The sequence below is a fragment of the Streptomyces sp. NPDC006476 genome (genome assembly GCF_040612015.1).
Lineage (GTDB): Bacteria > Actinomycetota > Actinomycetes > Streptomycetales > Streptomycetaceae > Streptomyces > Streptomyces griseorubiginosus_B.
In genome coordinates this window covers 263,299-280,387 of sequence record NZ_JBEXPK010000002.1, presented here as the reverse complement: position 1 = coordinate 280,387, position 17,089 = coordinate 263,299, and the positions used below count along the sequence as shown (strand labels likewise).

At 71.2% G+C, this 17,089-nt stretch carries 13 protein-coding genes and 1 pseudogene; 11 read left to right on the top strand and 3 right to left on the bottom strand.

The features are described 5' to 3' along the window. Window positions 1-113 precede the first annotated feature (113 nt). The 5 genes and pseudogenes from ABZZ74_RS03385 to acs all read left to right on the top strand — a co-directional run bounded on the left by ABZZ74_RS03385 (window position 114) and on the right by acs (window position 6,314). Complete coding sequence (locus tag ABZZ74_RS03385) at window positions 114-1,592, top strand: NCS1 family nucleobase:cation symporter-1 (protein ID WP_356761474.1); 1,479 nt, start codon at window positions 114-116, stop codon at window positions 1,590-1,592. A 5-nt stretch (window positions 1,593-1,597) separates the two neighbouring features. Beyond that, a complete protein-coding gene (locus ABZZ74_RS03380) occupies window positions 1,598-2,314 on the top strand; it encodes an aspartate/glutamate racemase family protein (protein ID WP_356761472.1) in 717 nt (238 codons plus the stop codon). Between the two features lie 224 nt (window positions 2,315-2,538). Then, on the top strand, window positions 2,539-3,498 hold the full coding sequence (locus ABZZ74_RS03375) for an MBL fold metallo-hydrolase (protein WP_356761470.1): 960 nt from the start codon (window positions 2,539-2,541) through the stop codon (window positions 3,496-3,498). 6 nt (window positions 3,499-3,504) lie between these two features. After that, window positions 3,505-4,311: pseudogene (locus ABZZ74_RS03370) on the top strand (acetate uptake transporter). After that, a complete protein-coding gene (acs, locus tag ABZZ74_RS03365) occupies window positions 4,308-6,314 on the top strand; it encodes an acetate--CoA ligase (RefSeq protein WP_356761468.1) in 2,007 nt (668 codons plus the stop codon). The pseudogene ABZZ74_RS03370 and the gene acs overlap by 4 nt, the downstream one beginning before the upstream one ends. Window positions 6,315-6,363: 49 nt before the next feature. On the opposite strand, the gene ABZZ74_RS03360 is transcribed toward acs, so the two are convergent. Beyond that, on the bottom strand, window positions 6,364-6,849 hold the full coding sequence (locus ABZZ74_RS03360; RefSeq protein WP_356761466.1) for a GNAT family N-acetyltransferase: 486 nt from the start codon (window positions 6,847-6,849) through the stop codon (window positions 6,364-6,366). Continuing rightward, window positions 6,846-7,262 carry a RidA family protein gene (locus tag ABZZ74_RS03355; protein WP_356761464.1) on the bottom strand — a complete coding sequence of 139 codons (417 nt, stop codon included), beginning with the start codon at window positions 7,260-7,262 and terminating at the stop codon, window positions 6,846-6,848. Before ABZZ74_RS03355 ends, ABZZ74_RS03360 begins: the two co-directional genes overlap by 4 nt. A 246-nt stretch (window positions 7,263-7,508) precedes the next feature. Here ABZZ74_RS03355 and ABZZ74_RS03350 point away from each other — a divergent pair, with 246 nt between their 5' ends. From ABZZ74_RS03350 to ABZZ74_RS03335, 4 genes are all read left to right on the top strand, one after another. Next, on the top strand, window positions 7,509-8,267 hold the full coding sequence (locus ABZZ74_RS03350) for a nucleotidyltransferase domain-containing protein (protein ID WP_356761462.1): 759 nt from the start codon (window positions 7,509-7,511) through the stop codon (window positions 8,265-8,267). A 649-nt stretch (window positions 8,268-8,916) separates the two neighbouring features. Beyond that, the gene (locus ABZZ74_RS03345; RefSeq protein WP_356761710.1) at window positions 8,917-9,648 is read left to right on the top strand and encodes a hypothetical protein; all 732 of its coding nucleotides are present in this window, start codon (window positions 8,917-8,919) and stop codon (window positions 9,646-9,648) included. Window positions 9,649-10,225: 577 nt separating this feature from the next. Beyond that, window positions 10,226-12,103, top strand: a complete 1,878-nt coding sequence (locus ABZZ74_RS03340; protein ID WP_356761460.1) for an FUSC family protein — start codon at window positions 10,226-10,228, stop codon at window positions 12,101-12,103. Between the two features lie 177 nt (window positions 12,104-12,280). Then, window positions 12,281-13,255, top strand: a complete 975-nt coding sequence (locus ABZZ74_RS03335) for a hypothetical protein (RefSeq protein ID WP_356761458.1) — start codon at window positions 12,281-12,283, stop codon at window positions 13,253-13,255. A gap of 26 nt (window positions 13,256-13,281) precedes the next feature. Here ABZZ74_RS03335 and ABZZ74_RS03330 read toward each other — a convergent pair whose 3' ends face one another. Beyond that, window positions 13,282-14,235 (bottom strand): endonuclease/exonuclease/phosphatase family protein, encoded by a 954-nt coding sequence (locus tag ABZZ74_RS03330; RefSeq protein ID WP_356761456.1) that lies wholly within the window; start codon window positions 14,233-14,235, stop codon window positions 13,282-13,284. A 132-nt stretch (window positions 14,236-14,367) separates the two neighbouring features. On the opposite strand from ABZZ74_RS03330, the gene ABZZ74_RS03325 reads away from it, so the two are divergent. Next, on the top strand, window positions 14,368-15,720 hold the full coding sequence (locus ABZZ74_RS03325) for an amidohydrolase (RefSeq protein WP_356761454.1): 1,353 nt from the start codon (window positions 14,368-14,370) through the stop codon (window positions 15,718-15,720). A gap of 161 nt (window positions 15,721-15,881) precedes the next feature. After that, the gene (locus ABZZ74_RS03320; protein ID WP_356761453.1) at window positions 15,882-17,063 is read left to right on the top strand and encodes a cytochrome P450; all 1,182 of its coding nucleotides are present in this window, start codon (window positions 15,882-15,884) and stop codon (window positions 17,061-17,063) included. Window positions 17,064-17,089: the final 26 nt, after the last annotated feature.

Genomic DNA, 17,089 nt, shown 5'->3' with positions numbered 1-17,089 from the left:
TACCGAGCGTTAACAAGCGGGACATCGGTCCGAACTCTTGACGACGGGACCATGGCGGCAGTTTGGTATACCAAACGGCTGCCGTCCTCCGTCCCCTTGCCCATGGAGGCCCCGTGTCCCTCGCCGACCGCGCCGAAGCCACCGGCGCCCCAGCGTTCGTCCCCGATCCCCGGCTCACCAACGAAGACCTCGCGCCCGCCGAGAAGCGCAACTGGAAGGTCTTCGACCTCTTCGCCATGTGGATGTCCGACGTCCACAACCTCGGCAACTACACCTTCGCCGCCGGACTGCTGGTCCTCGGCATGAACGTCTGGCAGGTCTTCACCGCCCTGCTCATCGGCTTCGTGCTGATCTACATCGGCATGAACTGGATGGGCCGCATCGGGCAGCGGCACGGCGTGCCCTTCCCGGTCGTCAGCCGCATCAGCTTCGGCGTCTGGGGCGCCAACATCCCGGCCCTGATCCGGGCCGTGATCGCCATCATGTGGTACGGCATCCAGACCTACCTGGCCTCGGTCGCGGTGAACGTGATGCTGCTCGCCGCCTGGCCGGGGCTGGAGTCCTGGACGCACCACTCGTTCCTGGGGCTCGACGCGCTGGGATGGTGCTCGTTCGTCTCCCTGTGGCTGATCCAGGCCGTGATCATCAGCCAGGGCATGGAATCGGTACGGAAGTTCCAGGACTTCTGCGGTCCCGCGATCTGGCTGGTGATGATCGCGCTCGCGGTGTGGGTGCTGTGGAAGGCCGACTGGAGCATCTCGCTGACCTCGACGCCGCATCCCGTGTCGGTGGGGGAGCAGTGGCGGCAGTGGTTCGGCGCGATCGGGCTGATCCTCGCGACCTACGGCACGCTGATGCTCAACTTCTGCGACTTCTCCCGCTTCGCGCCGGACTACAAGACCGTGCGGCGCGGCAACTTCTGGGGCCTGCCCATCAACTCCACCGCCTTCGTGGTGGTTTCGGTGATCGTCACCGCCGGCTCGCTGAAGGTGTTCGGTACGGCCATCACCGACCCGGCGGAACTCGTCGCCAAGATCGGCAACACCTGGGTCCTGGTCATCGCGGCCTTCACCTTCGCCGTGGCCACCATGGGCGTCAACATCGTCGCCAACTTCGTCTCACCCGCGTACGACCTCGCCAACGTCTGGCCGCAGAAGATCACCTTCAAGATCGGCGGCATGATCAGCACGGTCGCCGCGCTCGTCGTGACCCCCTGGAACCTCTTCTCCAACCCCACCGTCGTCAACTACTTCCTCGGCGGCCTCGGCGCCTTCCTGGGCCCGCTGTTCGGTGTGATCATGGTCGACTACTACTGGGTGAAGCGGGGCCGGGTGAACGTCGACGAGCTCTTCGACGCCCGGCCCGGCTCGCGCTACTACTACAGGAAGGGCGTCAACCCCAAGGCGCTGTGGGCCTTCCTGCCCTCCGCCGGGGTCGCCGCGGTGCTCGCGCTGGTGAAGACCTTCAGCGACGTGGCGCCGTACTCGTGGTTCATCGGCACGGCGCTCGCCGCCGGGCTGTACCTGCTGATCTGCCGGGCCGAGCGCGCGTCCCAGCCCGCCGTGTCCGAGCCCGCCGGGGTGGAGGTCTGACGGACGTGCGGATCGTCGTCACCAACTGCAACACCACGCAGGAGATGACCGAGGAGATCGTACGAGGTGCCCGGGCCGCGGCAGGCCCGGGCACCGCCGTGCTCGGTCTCACCCCCGGGTGGGGGCCCGAGTCCGCGGAGGGGTGGCTGGACAGCTATCTGTCGGCCGCCGCTGTCATCGATCTGCTGCGGACGTACGAGGGGCCCGCCTATGACGCGGTCGTCATGGCCGGGTTCGGGGAGCACGGGCGGGAAGGGGTGCGGGAGTTGGTCGACGTGCCCGTTGTCGACATCACCGAGGCCGCGGCGCATCTTGCGTGTCTGCTGGGGCGGCGGTACGGGGTCGTCACCACGCTGGAGCGGTCCTGTGGGCAGATCGAGGACAGCCTGGAGCTGGCGGGCGTCGGACGCAACTGCGCGGCGGTCGTCGGGACCGGGCTCGGGGTGCTCGATCTCGGTGACGCCGAACGTACGGAGGCGGCGTTCCTGTCGGCGGCCGAGCGGGCGCGGGAGGCGGGGGCCGAGGTGCTGGTGCTGGGGTGTGCCGGGATGACGGGGCTGCAGCGGGTGGTGAGCGAGAAGCTGGGGGTGCCGGTGGTCGACGGGGTCGGGGCGGCGGTGAAGTTGGCGGAGTCTCTGGTGGGGCTGGGGCTGACTACCAGTCGGGTGGGGAGTTATGGGGTGCCTGTGCCCAAGCGGAGGCTTTGGGGGGGTGGAGGTTGAGGGGCGAGTGCGGGTGGGGTGGGGACTTCTCGCGCAGTTCCCCGCGCCCCTGGGGTGCGTCGTGGGTCGGGGTCGTGGTGGTACGGCGAGCCCGCCGCCGACGGATTTGACGCCTGCGGGTCAGGTTCGGGGAGTCCAGGACGCGTGAGCGGCGGGCTGCGCCGCACCGCCACGACCCGCTCCCGCGCGTGGGCGGCCGCGGGTGGGTCAGCACAATGATCGGCATGAACCTTCCTGACGGACTCGCCCCGGTGGCCGAGGGGCTGCATCTGTGGGCCCCGGCGCACACCGGGACCTGGGGCTTCGCCAACTGTCTGCTGATTACCTCGGGGGAGGAGGCGGCCCTCGTCGACACCCCGTACGACCGGGTGATGACCGAGGCTCTCGTCGCTGCCGCCGGGCCCCTCCTGGGTGCCGGTGGTGTACGGACGATCGTCAACACCCATGGCAATGGGGACCACACATTCGGGAACGGCTGCTTTCCCGGTGCCGAGATCATCGCCACCAAGGCCGGTGCCGAGCATCTGTGTCATGAGCCGACGCCCCAGCAGATGCACTTCCTGACCCATCAGACGCCGGCGGACCAGCCGCTCGGGTGGTATGCGCGCCGGCACTTCGGGCGCTACCGGTACGAGGGGGTCGAGGCCGTCCCTCCGACCGTCACCTTCTCCGGACGGTACGAGCTGGCCGTGGGGGATGTCCGGGCCGAGCTGATCGAGGTGGGGCCCGCGCATTCGGCCGGTGACCTCGTCGTTCACTTCCCGGGGCGGGGGGTCGTGTGCGCCGGGGATGTTCTGTTCGCGGGTGACCATCCCGTGCACTGGAACGGGCCGCTCGCCCGTGTGGTCGCCGCCTGCGAGGCCATTCTGGCGCTGGAGCCGGAGGTCGTGGTGCCGGGCCACGGGGCGGTGATGACGCCTCGGGACGTCCAGCGCCATGTCACCTACCTTCGGGAACTGGAAGCCTTGATCCACGACCGGTATGCCGCCGGTCGCTCTGCCGGGGAGGCCGCCGCGGACATCCTCGCGGGCGGCTTCTACGATCAGCTGGGCCTGCCTGAGCGGGTCGTCATCCTCACCGCCGTGGAGTACCGCCACCTCGACGGCGACACCGCGGAACCGGACCTCGTGGCGCTCGCCGCGCGGGCGGCGGACTGGGCATACCGGAACCGCGCCGAGGACTAGGGACCCGTGGCCGGGGAACCCGGTGCACCGCCCCCGAGGACGCCGGACGACCGTTCGTCGCACAGTCGGCACCGATCGCCGACTGTGGGTGTGGCGCCTGCACGCCATAGGTGGTTTCTACAACGAATCTCACATTCCTGTGATCTGGATCACAGGAGGAGACGCAATGAGCACTCCGACCACCGAACAGCCAAGATCGCGGGCCCCGGCCCGCTCGGCCTCGCCGCCTTCGCCGCGACGACGTTCGTTCTCAGCACCTTCAACGCGAATCCCATCACCGACAAGACGCTGGTCGCCGTCGTCCTGCCGCTCGCCCTCTTCTACGGCGGGCTCGCCCAACTCCTCGCCGGGATGTGGGAGTTCCGCAAGGGCAACACCTTCGGCGCCACCGCGTTCGGTTCCTTCGGCGCCTTCTGGCTGTCGTACGCGGCCTAAGCGAAGTTCGTCGCACCCGGACTTCCGGCGTCCACCGCGCACCAGGCCAGGGGGCTGTTCCTGGTGGTGTGGGCGGTGTTCACGGTGTACATGACCGTCGCCGCCACGCATACGACGGGGGCGATCCTCGCCGTGTTCGTCACGCTGTCCGCGACCTTCATCGTGCTGTGCGTCGCCGACTTCGCGCAGTCGCCGAACACCGTCAAGGCCGGCGGCTGGCTGGGGCTGGTCACGGCCGCGTGCGCCTGGTACGCGTCCTTCGCGGGCGTCACCAACTCCACGTACCAGCGTGCCGTCATGCCGGTCTTCCCCAACCTCAGTGAGCGCATGCGGCCGCACCGCACGCACCACCGCGGTCCCTTCGGAGCCCACGCATGACCGACTCAAGTGGCGAAACACTCTCCAACCTGCTCCATGAGGAGCGACGGTTCCCGCCGCCCCCGGAGCTGGCCGACGCGGCGAACGCCACCGCGGCGGACTACGAACGTGCCGACACCGACCGTCTCGCCTTCTGGGCCAAGGCGGCCGGCCGGCTGGACTGGGCCCGGCCCTGGGACGAGGTCCTCGACTGGAGCCGCGCCCCGTTCGCCCGCTGGTTCATCGGCGGGCGCCTGAACGCGGCGTACAACTGCCTCGACCGGCATGTGGCCGCGGGCCGCGGGGACCGGGTCGCCTTCCACTGGGAGGGCGAACCCGGCGACACCCGCACGATCACCTACGCCGAACTGACCGCCGAGGTCTGCCGGGCGGCCAACGCCTTGGCGTCGCTGGGCGTCGGCACCGGCGACCGGGTGGCGATCTACATGCCGATGATCCCGGAGACGGTCGTGGCGATGCTGGCCTGTGCCCGCATCGGCGCCCCGCACACCGTGGTCTTCGGCGGCTTCTCCGCCGAGGCGCTGCGCGGCCGGATCATCGACTGCGACGCGCATGTGGTGATCACGGCCGACGGCGGCTACCGCAGGGGCAACCCCTCGGCGCTGAAACCCGCGGTCGACGAGGCACTGCGCGAGTGCCCGGACGTACGCAGTGTGCTGGTCGTCCGGCGCACCGGACAGGATGTCGACTGGACCGACGGCCGGGACGTGTGGTGGCACGACCTGGTGGACGGACAGCCGTCGGAGCACGAGGCGGAGGCGTTCGACAGCGAACACCCCCTGTACATCATGTACACCTCGGGTACGACCGCCCGTCCGAAGGGCATCCTGCACACCACCGGCGGCTATCTCACCCAGGTCGCCTGGTCGCACTGGGCGGTGTTCGACGTCAAGCCGGAACGGGACGTGTTCTGGACGGCGGCGGACATCGGCTGGGTCACCGGCCACTCGTACATCGTCTACGGCCCGCTTGCCAACGGCGTCACGTCCGTGATGTACGAGGGCACGCCGGACACCCCGCACAAGGGCCGCTGGTGGGAGATCGTCGAGAAGTACCGCGTGTCGATCCTGTACTGCGCCCCGACCGCGATCCGCACCTTCATGAAGTGGGGCGCCGACTTCCCGGCCGAGTTCGACCTGTCGTCGCTCCGGCTGCTGGGCTCGGTCGGTGAACCGATCAACCCGGAGGCGTGGATCTGGTACCGCAAGCACATCGGCTCCGACCGCTGTCCGGTCGTGGACACCTGGTGGCAGACGGAGACCGGCGCCCAGATGATCAGCCCGCTGCCGGGCGTGAGCGTCTGCAAGCCGGGCTCGGCCCTGCGCCCCCTGCCGGGCATCGCGGCCGACGTCGTCGACGACAGCGGCAAGCCGGTGCCCGACGGCTCCGGCGGTTACCTGGTCCTGACCGAACCGTGGCCGGCGATGCTGCGCACCATCTGGGGCGACGAGCAGCGGTACATCGACACGTACTGGTCGCGTTTCCCCGGGACCTACTTCGCCGGGGACGGCGCCAAGAAGGACGAGGACGGCGACATCTGGCTGCTCGGCCGGGTCGACGACGTCATGAACGTCTCCGGGCACCGCATCTCCACCACGGAGGTCGAATCGGCCCTCGTCTCCCATCCGACGGTCGCTGAGGCCGCCGTGGTCGGCGCGACCGACGCGACGACCGGGCAGGGCGTCGTGGCCTTCGTCATCCTGCGCGGGGACGCGGGCGGGGCGGGGGCCGGTGCCGGATCCCGGGACGGTGCGGACGAGGTGGCGGCCGAGCTACGCGCCCACGTCGCCAAGGAGATCGGTCCGATCGCCCGGCCGCGGCAGATCCTGGTGGTCGCCGAACTGCCCAAGACCCGCTCCGGCAAGATCATGCGCCGCCTGCTGCGGGACGTCGCCGAGAAACGGGACCTCGGTGACGTCACGACACTGACGGACTCGACGGTGATGGACGAGATCCGGGAGCGGCTGCCCTCGGCCGGCTCGGCGGGAGGTGAGGAGGAGTAGCAGGCTTCGCTTCCGGCGGGGGCCGGGTGCGGGGCTTGCGTGCCTCGGATCAGGGGCGCCACAGGTACCGGACATCCGGCTCCCGCTCCTCGTTGCCGCCGCCGTCCGTGTACTCGACGGCGACGAAGCCATGGCGCTCGTAGAACCGGTGGGCGGGCCTGTTGACCTGGAAGGTCCACAGGGTGAGCCCCAGCGGACTGCGCTCCTTGGCCAGCGCGACGAACCGGTCTCCGAGGCCGCGTCCACGCCAGTCGGGGGCGAGATAGAGCTGGGACAGCTCGTCGTCGGCGAGCACCATGACCCCGACGATCCCGTGCCCGCCCCCGGCGTCCGCGACCCAGGTCTCCCGGAAGGGCACCACGACGTCCCGGAAGTAGCCGCGCACCTCGTCGGCGGACCGAGGGCTGACGACGGTCGGCAGCGCGGCGGCGAAGGAAGACAGCCAGACGTCGGCCGCTGCACGGGCGTCCGGGGCTGCGGCGCGCCGTAGGACGACGTCGGTGTCGAGGGGGCGGGCTGGTTCGGCGCGGGTCACGGGCGGTCGTCCCCGTCCGGTACGACGGCGGTCGCGGTGATCTCCACGAGTTGCCCGGTGTACCCGAGGCAGGCCACGCCGATCAGTGTCGACGAGTGCGGTCCCGTACTGAGCCCGGACGCCTCGACGACGTCCCAGACGGCGGACAGTACGGCGGGTTCGGCGGCGACGACGTACACGTCGGTCGCCACGACCTGCGCCAGGCCGGACCCGACCGCCCGCAGTTGCTCCGCCAGATTCACCAGAACCTGCTCGGCCTGCCGCACGGGGTCCCCCTCACCGATCAACGTCCCCTCCGCATCGAGCGGCACGGCCCCGGCGAGGAACGCGAGCCGCGTGCCTGCCTCGACGACCGAGGCGTGGGAGTAACGGGGCGGCGGAAAGAGTCCGGGGACGGTGACACGACGGATCACGGGGGCGACTCCTGGGGTTGAGGCGGGTGGCGAAGAGGACGCGGGTGGTGGTGCGGCGAGGTGGGACGACTCACCGATGGTCCGGTCCGCGGCCGGGCTCCGCATCTGGTTTTCCGCGCCCTCCTCGGTTTGGCCCCGGCGCGATCCGCGCAAGCACCTGTCGCCCCGGGGCATTGCAGAACCGAGCGGGACACCCGACGGGATAACTGTTCGACACCCCCATCCCCACCCGCCAGCCTTGCTTTCATGCCCGCCCTCACCGACTCCGCCTTCCTCGACTCCGTCGCCGGCCGCCTCGCCGCCCTTCCCACGGTCCGGGCGGTCGCCCTCGGTGGGTCGCGCGCCCAGGGCACCAACGGGCCGGACAGTGACTGGGACTTGGCCGTCTACTACCGCGGCCACTTCGACCCGGCCGACCTCCGCGCCCTCGGCTGGGAGGGCGAGGTCTCGGAGGTCGGCGGCTGGGGTGGCGGTGTGTTCAACGGTGGCGCGTGGCTGACCATCGACGGGCGGCGCGTCGACGTCCACTACCGCGATCTCGACGTGGTGGAACACGAGATGGCCGAGGCGGAGGAGGGGCGGTTCCGGGTGGAGCCGCTGCTGTTCCATCTCGCGGGGATTCCGAGCTACCTGGTCGTCGCGGAACTGGCGATCAACCAGGTGCTCCGCGGTGAACTGCGGCGCCCCGCCGCGTATCCCGACAAGCTCCGCGCCTCCGCCGCCCGCCGCTGGCACGGGACGGCCCGGGCCACCCTCGGCTACGCCAAGGCCAACCACGCCCCGGCGGGCCGCCTGACGGAGGTCGCGGGTGCCATCGCCACCGCCGCCGTACAGACGGGGCATGCCGTACTCGCGGGGCGGGGGGAGTGGGTGACGAACGAGAAGCGGTTGCTGGAGCGGGCCGGGCTGCGGCAGCTCGACGGTGTTCTCGCGGCCCTGAGAGCGGAACCCGAGGCACTGCGCCGGGCGATCGCCGAAACCGAGGCACGCTTCGCAGCCCTGTGACCCGGCCGGGCTCGCATTGCCGTCTCGGTCAGCCGGGAACCTCATACGCCACAAGCGTTTCAGTCGTCGGCGATTCGGCCACTTCCGCTCCGCTCGCAGGCGGCTCCAGCGCGGCGGCCACGTACTCGACCCCTTGCCTCGCAAGGGCCTTGACGCGTCCGAAATCGAGCGCGTTCGATTCCGCCGCCGCGTCGTTATGCCGTGCACCGCCGAGCCATCCAGGTGCGGCACCGACCCCTGCGGAGGGATCCGGGTGACTGTGACTGACGACTCGACCGAAGACGCCGAGACGCCGCCCCCTCCACCACCGGCCACCATCACCTTCGAGGGCAAGCACGGCAAGAACCCGCTGGCGGACGCCGGTTTCGGGGCAATGTGCCGACGTCTTCCCTCCGTGCTCGGGCAGACCGCGCGGATGGCGTGGTCCGTCGACAGGACCGGCGTCCTCCTGCTCGTCGTCTGCCAGTTGTCCACCGGCATCGCCGCCGCCGTCGTCCTCGCCTTCACCGCTCAGGCGATGACCCACCTGCTCGCCGCGGGCGCGGGGGAACAGCACCGCCGTGTCGGTCCGTGTCCTGTTCGCCGGGGCTGCATGGCGGCGCGAATAATCGCTCGAATTACCGGAGTTGCCGCTGCTACCGTCCTCGGCGTGGCGAAACTCAATCAGATCATCGCAGTCGAGAAGGGCATCAAGTCCAAGGCGCACCAGGACCTGACGGCCGCTCACCACGGGCTGCAGAAGCCCGCGTTGCTGGCCGGTATCGCGCGTACCTACCAGCCGAAGGACGAGGAGGGCGAGCAGTTGCCGCCCGAGTCGACGCGCGTTCAGGTGCAGGCCGAGGACGTGCTGCGGGAGACCGCGGCCACCCTGACCCGCCTGTTCGACGTGACCGCCACCAAGGACTGGGCCAACTGCACCGCCCGAGCCGATGTGAAGGTGGACGGGCGGGTACTCGTCGCCGACGTACCCGTGTCGTACCTGCTCTTCCTCGAGAAGCAGCTCGTCGATCTCAACACCTTCGTACGGAAGTTGCCCGTCCTCGACGCCTCGGAGTCGTGGGTGCAGGACCCGTCCACGGACGCCTGGAAGACGGAGCCCGTACGGACCCTTCGCACAAAGAAGGTGCCGCGGAACCACGTCAAGGCCGAGGCGACCGAGAAGCACCCCGCTCAGGTCGAGGTGTATTACGAGGACATTCCCGTCGGGTACTGGACCACCGTGAAATTCTCCGGTGCTCTTCCCGCCCGCCGCGTCAATGAACTCCTCGACCGCGTCGAGAAATTGCAGCAGGCCGTGAAATTCGCCCGCGAGGAGGCGAACGGTGTCGACGTCGTCGACCAGAGGGTCGGTGACTCCGTTTTCGGCTACCTCTTCGGGTAGCCTCACAAGACCCCCCGGTCCTTGGTGACCGGGGTGCGCGAGGAGCGCAAGCTGAAGCTGAGGCTTGTCGTGACTGCGCGGTTCCAGTGGAGGTTCGAATCCTCCCCGCGGCATCCAAGTCCGATGTTCCTGCCGCGGTAGCCCAACCGGCAGAGGCAGACCGCGATCAATCTCAGACTCTCGCTCCAGACTCAGCATTCGCCGTCGATCGCCGGATCGACCGGGCCCAGGCCCCAGGGCGTCGAAATGCCGGTTCAAGTCCGGTCCGCACAGCTCGATGTGCGGTGGTCCAAAGGCAGGACGCGACGACATAACGACTGACCTGGACCCTCAAGCGTGCCGGTGTGCGCAGTTGGACGGCATCACAGGACCCGGGGGCAGGCTACGCCCTCGGGTCCGCTCGCGTTCACCAGGCAATTGCGTTCATAAAGAACGCGGCTCCGGCGCCGACCGTCACCCCTCGGAAACACAATCGTCCCGTTCGCTCCAGCTCGCCGATCTACCGTGGACACCCCACCCCGCCCCCCGGCCACCGTCGCCCGAAGGCGTACCCCGCCCTCGTCCGGACAGGAGCCCTGTGTCCCGTACGTTCGTCGCTCTGCCTCCTTGGCTCGCTCATGCCTTTCGCGCTCAAGGTGGACCCGTGCCGTGGAGTGCGGTGGCCCGGGGTGCGCTGTCCGCCGGGCCGCTGCTTCTGGTCGCCGTACTCGCCGACCGCACCCTGCTCGGTGTCATCGCCGCGATCGCCGCCATGCTCGCCGGCATCAACGACCGTCCGGGCAGCCGGCGGGTGTCCGTCAAGCGGATCGGTGTGCCCGCGCTCGCGGGCGGCGGCGGGCTGCTCGTCGGGACGTACGGCGGGCAGCACCTCGGTGCCGTCGCCCTGACGCTGCTTCTCACCTGCGTCGGGCTCGTCGCCGGTGGCATCAGTGCCGTCGGCCCCGTCGCCTCCGGTGCCGGGACACAACTGCTCGTCGCCTCCGCCATCGGGGCCGGGATGCCGGGGCCCGCGCCCGGGTGGCTCCGGGCCCTCGCCTACCTGGGCGGCGCCGGCTGGCTGCTCGCGCTGCGGCTGGCGCTGCCCACGCCCGGCGCCACCGCCGGTGACTTCCGGTTCGACGGGGAGCGGGACGCCGTCGCCGCCGTGTACGACGCCGTCGCGGACCTGCTCGACGCCGTCGGGAGCGCGGAGGCCGTCGGACGGCGGGAGGCGCTCACCGCAGCCCTCGACCACGCGCAGGACGCCCTCTCCGGGCCCCGGCTGCGGCGGTACGCCTCCTCCGCGGCCGAACGGCGACTGCACGCCCAGTACGCCGCCGCGCTGCCGCTCGCCGAGGCGGCGACCGCGCTCGCGTGGGCCGGGGAGGCGGTCGGCGGGCGGACGTCCGAGGGGCCACGGCGGCTCGCCGTCGCCGTACGGAAGAACACACCCACCGGGCCGCTGCCCGCGCCCCACCGGTCCGCCCCCGCGCTGCGCGCGCTCGACGACGCCCTGCTGCACGCCGCCGACGCCTTCGACCGGGGGAGCGCCGGTGATCCGCCCACCCGTCGGCGGACCGCTGCGAGTGTGCTGCGGCTCGTCCTCGGGGCCGGTGGGCGGGAGTACGGGCTGCGGGTCGCCCTCTGCTTCGGGGCCAGCGCCGCTGTCGCGCAGTATCTGCACCACGCCCGCTGGTACGGGCAGCACTCCCACTGGTACTGGCTCCCGGCCACCGCCGTGTTCCTGGTCAAGCCGGACCTCGGGCCGCTGGTCTCCCGGGTGCTGTGCCGGGCCGCCGGGACCGTGCTCGGCGCGTTGGTCTTCGCCGGGTTCGCCGCCGTGCTGCCCCGGCCGGAGGGGCTGATCCTGCTGGTGGCGGTGAGCGGCGCGCTGATCCCCGTCTCCACCCGGCACTTCGCCGCGCAGACCGCCGTCGTGACCGTGCTCGTCCTCGCCCTCGTCATGGTCGGCGGGGAGCCCCAGGCCTCCGTCAGCCGGATCGGGGAGACGCTGCTGGCCTGCGCGATCGTGCTGGTCGTCGGTCATCTGCCGATGCCGGGGCAGCGGGGCGGGGGAGTACGGTCCAGGCTCGCGGCGGCGGGTGCGGCCGCGCAGGCCTATCTCCGGCATGTGCTGAGCGAGCCCCCATCGAGCGGGCTCGGCGAGGGCATGCCCGACGACCGTGCCGTGCGGTGGGCCCTGCGCCGCGAGGCCTACCGGCGGCTCGCCGAGGCCCGTACCGCGATCGCCCTGGCCGCCGCCGAACTTCCGCCGCTCGCCCGCCACTCGGAGGGCGCGGACACCGTCGTAGCCACCCTCGAACGACTCGTGGACGCCACCACCGCCTGCGCCGTCCACCTGGACGACTCCGGTCGGCTCTCTCCCTGGGACGTGCAGCAACTGACAGATCTGCTCGATGAGTTGGGGCACCAGAGGCTTGGAGTACGGCTGCCCCGACTGCCCTTGGCCGGGTAGCGTCGGGCACGGCGGTCCGGACGTTGCGGCGGACCGGGCCACTGGGGCAAGCGGCCCACAGGGCGTCGGCCGGTCGGGCGATTTCCCGGCCGGGGCAGCCGCCGGTGACGCGCGGCGCCGCGCACGCTGCGTCTGGCGCCGCATCCGGTGCCCTCTGCCTCGTACCAGGAGAGACCCATGCCCCGATTCCCGCATCTGGCCGGTGTCGCCACGGCCGCCCTCGCCCTCGGCGCGCTCGCCGCGGCACCCGTGCCCGGTCCCGAACCGACCCTGTCCCATCCGCGGATCGTCGCCCACTTCGACTTCGCCGCCGGGCAGACCCCCGAGAACATCGCCCTGGAACCCGACGGGTCGGCCGACCTGACCTTCGCCTTCGCCCGGCAGGTCGCCAACGTCACGCGGCACGGCGACACCCGGATCCTTGCCACGCTGCCCGCCGAGGCCCACCCGAACACGCCCCTCATCCAGGCGGCCATCGTGCTGGGCATCGCCCGCGCCCACGACGGCACGCTGTACGTCAACTACGCGACCGGCACCAGCAAGACGGGCATCTGGCGCATCGCCCCCGACGGCAGTCGGCCCGTGCAGATCGCGAGGCTGCCCAAGGACGGGCTGCCCAACGGTCTCGCGCTCGACGAGCGTCGCGGTGTGCTCTACGCCGCCGACTCGGTGCTCGGAACGGTCTGGCGCGTGCCGCAGGAGGGCGGCAGGCCGGTCGCGTGGGCACGCGGGACCGCGCTCGACCCGGTGCCGGGCGGAAGCGGCTTCGGCGTCAACGGCATCAAGGTCCACCACGACGCCGTGTGGGTGTCCAACACCGACTGTGGGACGCTGCTGCGCATCCCCGTCCGCCCGGACGGCTCGGCGGGCCGGATCGAGACACGGGCGACCGGACTCGACGGCATCGACGACTTCGGCTTCGTGGGACGGCGCGGGGACACCGTCCTCGCCGCGCTGAACACCGACAGCGAGGTCGCCCTGGTCCGGCCCGACGGCAGCCACACCATCGTGCTGACGCAGCGGGAGGGGCTGTCCAACCCGACCTCCGTGGCCGTGCGCGACCGGCTGGTCTACGTGCCCAGCGCCGCGTACTTCACCATGAAGGACCCGAACCTGCTCCTGGCCCACCTGAACCAGCACCACGGTCGCTGAGCGCGTCCGTCAGGGACCGTCGGTCGTCAGCCGACCCGCACCCACACCGGCGCGTGGTCCGAACCCGGTTGGCCGCGCCGCCCCGCCGGGTCCGGGCCCACCGACGGCAGGCGCGGGGTGTCCTCGCCGGGCATGCCCGTGCCGGCCGCCGTCACGCGATGGACCAGACGATGGCTGACCAGGATGTGGTCGATCAGCTCGCGCCGCCCCGAGTCGATCCGGGAGTAACGCTGCGCGGCGGGTATCAGCGGTGCCACGTCCCACAGCCGCTCGGCGTCGCCCCGGTCGGGACGGTCGTAACCCGGCGTGCCGATCTCGGAGCCGGGTGGGCCGAGCAGGATCTGGGTGGTCGCGGCCTGCACCTCGTCGTTCATGTCGCCGAGTACGGCCACGTCCCGCTCGCGTCCGTCGCCGGCCAGCAGTTCGTCGGCGAGGGCGCGCAGGGTGGTGGCCTCGGCGGCGCGGCGGTACAGGGCGTAGGCGCCGTAGCGGGCGCGTTCGCCCTCGTCGTGGGGGAAGAAACGATCCCCCGGCGGATAGGACAGCAGTTTCGACTTCAGGTGGGCCACGGCCACCCGCAGCGGACCGGCGTCCGTGGTCACCTCCACGGCCAGGAAACCGCGTCCCGCCGCCGAGACCTCGGTGCCGGAGTCGTCCTCCTGCACGGGACGCAGTTTCGCCGGGAAGGCGTTCGTGTCGGACAGCACCCGCAGCGGCGTACGGCTGACGAAGCCGACCCGGATGCCCCGGTGGTCGGGGTGCTGCGAGAGCTCGGTGTGCCAGTCGCCGCCCACCATGCCGAGCAGGTCCTCCAGCGCCTGTGGATCGCCGACCTCCTGCACGCCGAGCAGCGCCGGGTCGAGGTCGGTGATCACCGCGGCGAGGGCGGCGAGCTTGGTCTCGTAGGCGGCCTTGTCCTTGGGCCCCGAGGGGGTTCCGGGCAGGAAGAGATTCTCGAGATTCCAGGTGCCGAAGAGCATGCCGGGCTCCTTTCCAGAGCCGTCGGGCGAGCTTGGGACCAGGGTGCCGGACCGGGCGTTTCCCGAACACGGCGACGACAGGATGCGCGGTTCGGCTCACGCGGGGCGAGGACCGCGCCATACGTTGGCGGGATGACCGAATCTGCCGCCGATCTCATCATCACCGGATGTACGGTCCTCGTGCACGACGATCAAGAGCGGGTCGGGTTCCGGGAGGACGCGGCCGTGGTCGTCCGTGACGGTGTCGTCCAGGCCGTGACGACGGCCGTGGACGCGGCGGTGCTGTCCGCCGCCGAGCGCATCGACGCGCGCGGACAGGTCGCCATGCCCGGGCTGATCAACTGTCACACGCACGCGCCGATGGTCGCGCTGCGCGGAGTCGCCGAGGACCTGCCGACCGAGGAGTGGTTCAACGACGTCGTCTGGCCGGTCGAGTCCAACCTCACCGAGAGGGACGTGGAGTTGGGGGCGCGGCTCGCCTGCGCGGAGATGATCCGGGCCGGGGTGACCTGCTTCGCCGACCACTACTTCGCCATGGACGCGGTGGCCGCCGTGGTCGAGGAGTGCGGGATGCGGGCGCATCTGGGGGAGGCGTACTTCTCCTCGCAGGGCCCCCAAGGCCGGGAGAAATCACTGGAGTTCGCGCTGCGGAACCGGGGCGGTGGCGATGGCCGCATCACCACGGCGCTCGCCCCGCACGCCCCCTACACCGTCGACGCCGCCGACCTCGCCGCCACCGCCGAACTCGCCCGCGAGCACGGGCTGCCCGTACACCTGCACGCCGCCGAGAACCGTGACCAGACCGAGGTCAGCCTCCAACGCCACGGCGTCACCCCGATCGAGGTCCTCGAACGCACCGGCATCCTCGACACGGACGTCCTGATCGCGCACGGCACCGGCATCACGGAGGGCGACCTGCCCGTCCTGGAACGGGCCCGCGGCCGGGTGTCCGTCGCCACCGCGCCGCGGGGCTACCTCAGGTTCGCCTGGCCCACCACCACGCCCGTCCGCGCCCTGTACGACCTCGGGATTCCCGTGGGACTCGCCACGGACGGCGCCGCCTCCAACAACTCCCTCGACGTGTGGGAGTCGATGGCCCTGACCGCCCTCGTCCAGAAGTCGGCCACGGGCGACCCACGCTGGCTGACATCCCGTCAGGCCCTGCACCACGCGACGCTCCAGAGCGCCCGGGCGATCGGCCAGGGCGACGTCCTCGGCACCCTTGCCCCCGGCCGCCGCGCGGACATCGTCCTCGTCGACCTCACCGGGCCGCACACCCAGCCCGTCCACGACCTGGCAGCCACCCTCGTCCACAGCGCCCGCTCCTCGGACGTCCGCACGACGATCGTCGACGGCCGCGTCCTGATGCGGGACCGGGAACTGCTCACCGTCGATGTCCCGCCAGTGGTACGGGAGTTGGGGGAACGGCTGCCGGCGCTCCTCGACCGCGGCCACGGCCGCCGTATCCAGGACTACAAGACCTGAACTCCGGTCGCGGAGAAGCGGTTTGACGCAACCGGGGTGACAGGGCCGTCGCTTCCGGTGATTTCACGGCCGCCTTCGGGCAGGGCGTGTTCCATCTCGTCGGTCAACTCGCCCAGGGCGTAACGCAGTCCGCCAGTCCGTGATCTCCTAGGCTGGCCCCCATGGACCCCGCCGACGGCCTCCTCGAGCATCCTTACGACGTCTACCGGCGCCTGCGGGAGTCCGCGCCCGTGCATCGGATCACCGGGCCCGACGGGACGCCCGCCTGGCTCGTCACCCGGTACGAGGACGCGCGAGCGGCGCTCGCGGACCCCCGGTTGTCGCTGGACAAGCGGCATGCCACGGCGGGGACGTACCGGGGGTTCTCGTTGCCGCCCGCACTCGACGCGAACCTTCTGAACATGGATCCGCCGGACCACACCCGGGTCCGGCGCCTGGTGGGCCGGGCCTTCACCCCGCGTCGGATCGAGCGGTTGCGGGCCCCGATCCGGGAGACCGCGGACCGTCTTCTCGACGCCCTGGGCGCGGAGGGCACCGCCGATCTCGTCGCCGCCTACGCCGCGCCCCTTCCCATCACCGTCATCTGCGACCTGCTCGGCATCCCGGAGGGCGGCCGGCGGGACTTCCGGGAGTGGACCGACACCCTCGTCGCACCGGACCCCGCGCACCCCGGGGCCGCGAAGGAGGCGGTGGTGGCGATGCTCGGCTTCTTCACCCGGCTGCTCGCCGACAAGCGTGCCGAGCCCGCCGACGACCTGCTGTCCGACCTGATCGCCGTGCGCGAGGAGGGCGACCGGCTCAGCGAGGACGAGCTGATGTCGCTCGCCTTCCTCATCCTCTTCGCCGGGTACGAGAACACGGTCCAGCTCATCGGCAACGCCGTGCTCGCCCTGCTGCAGCACCCGGACCAACTGGCCGCCCTGCGCGAGGACCCCGGTCAAGTCGCCGGCGCGGTCGAGGAGTTCGCCCGGTTCGAGACCCCCGGATCGCTCGCCATCCGGCGTTTCCCCGTCGAGGACGTCACCATCGCCGGCGTCACCGTCCCCGCCGGCGAGACGGTCTGGGTCTCCCTCGCCTCCGCCAACCGCGACCCCGCGCGCTTCCCCGACCCCGACCGTCTCGACCTCGCCCGCGACACCTCCGGCCACCTCGCCCTCGGCCACGGCATCCACTACTGCCTGGGCGCACCCCTGGCCCGTGCCGAGACCGAGATCGCGGTGGCCGCCCTGCTGGAGCGGTTCCCGGTACTCGCCCTCACGGACGCAGACCTCCGGTGGCGCCGCTCGCTGCGAGCCCGCGGCCTGGTCGCGCTCCCGGTGACGTACGCGCGGACGAACTCCTGAGAAAAAATCCCGGGGCGCGATGAGTT

Excerpts from the sequence above, each read along its gene's own strand:
- ABZZ74_RS03375 (WP_356761470.1), top strand. The coding sequence starts at position 2,539 with ATGAACCTTCCTGACGGACTCGCCCCGGTGGCCGAGGGGCTGCATCTG.
- acs (WP_356761468.1), top strand. The coding sequence starts at position 4,308 with ATGACCGACTCAAGTGGCGAAACACTCTCCAACCTGCTCCATGAGGAG.
- ABZZ74_RS03350 (WP_356761462.1), top strand. The coding sequence starts at position 7,509 with ATGCCCGCCCTCACCGACTCCGCCTTCCTCGACTCCGTCGCCGGCCGC.
- ABZZ74_RS03335 (WP_356761458.1), top strand. The coding sequence starts at position 12,281 with ATGCCCCGATTCCCGCATCTGGCCGGTGTCGCCACGGCCGCCCTCGCC.
- ABZZ74_RS03330 (WP_356761456.1), bottom strand. The coding sequence starts at position 14,235 with ATGCTCTTCGGCACCTGGAATCTCGAGAATCTCTTCCTGCCCGGAACC.
- ABZZ74_RS03325 (WP_356761454.1), top strand. The coding sequence starts at position 14,368 with ATGACCGAATCTGCCGCCGATCTCATCATCACCGGATGTACGGTCCTC.
- ABZZ74_RS03320 (WP_356761453.1), top strand. The coding sequence starts at position 15,882 with ATGGACCCCGCCGACGGCCTCCTCGAGCATCCTTACGACGTCTACCGG.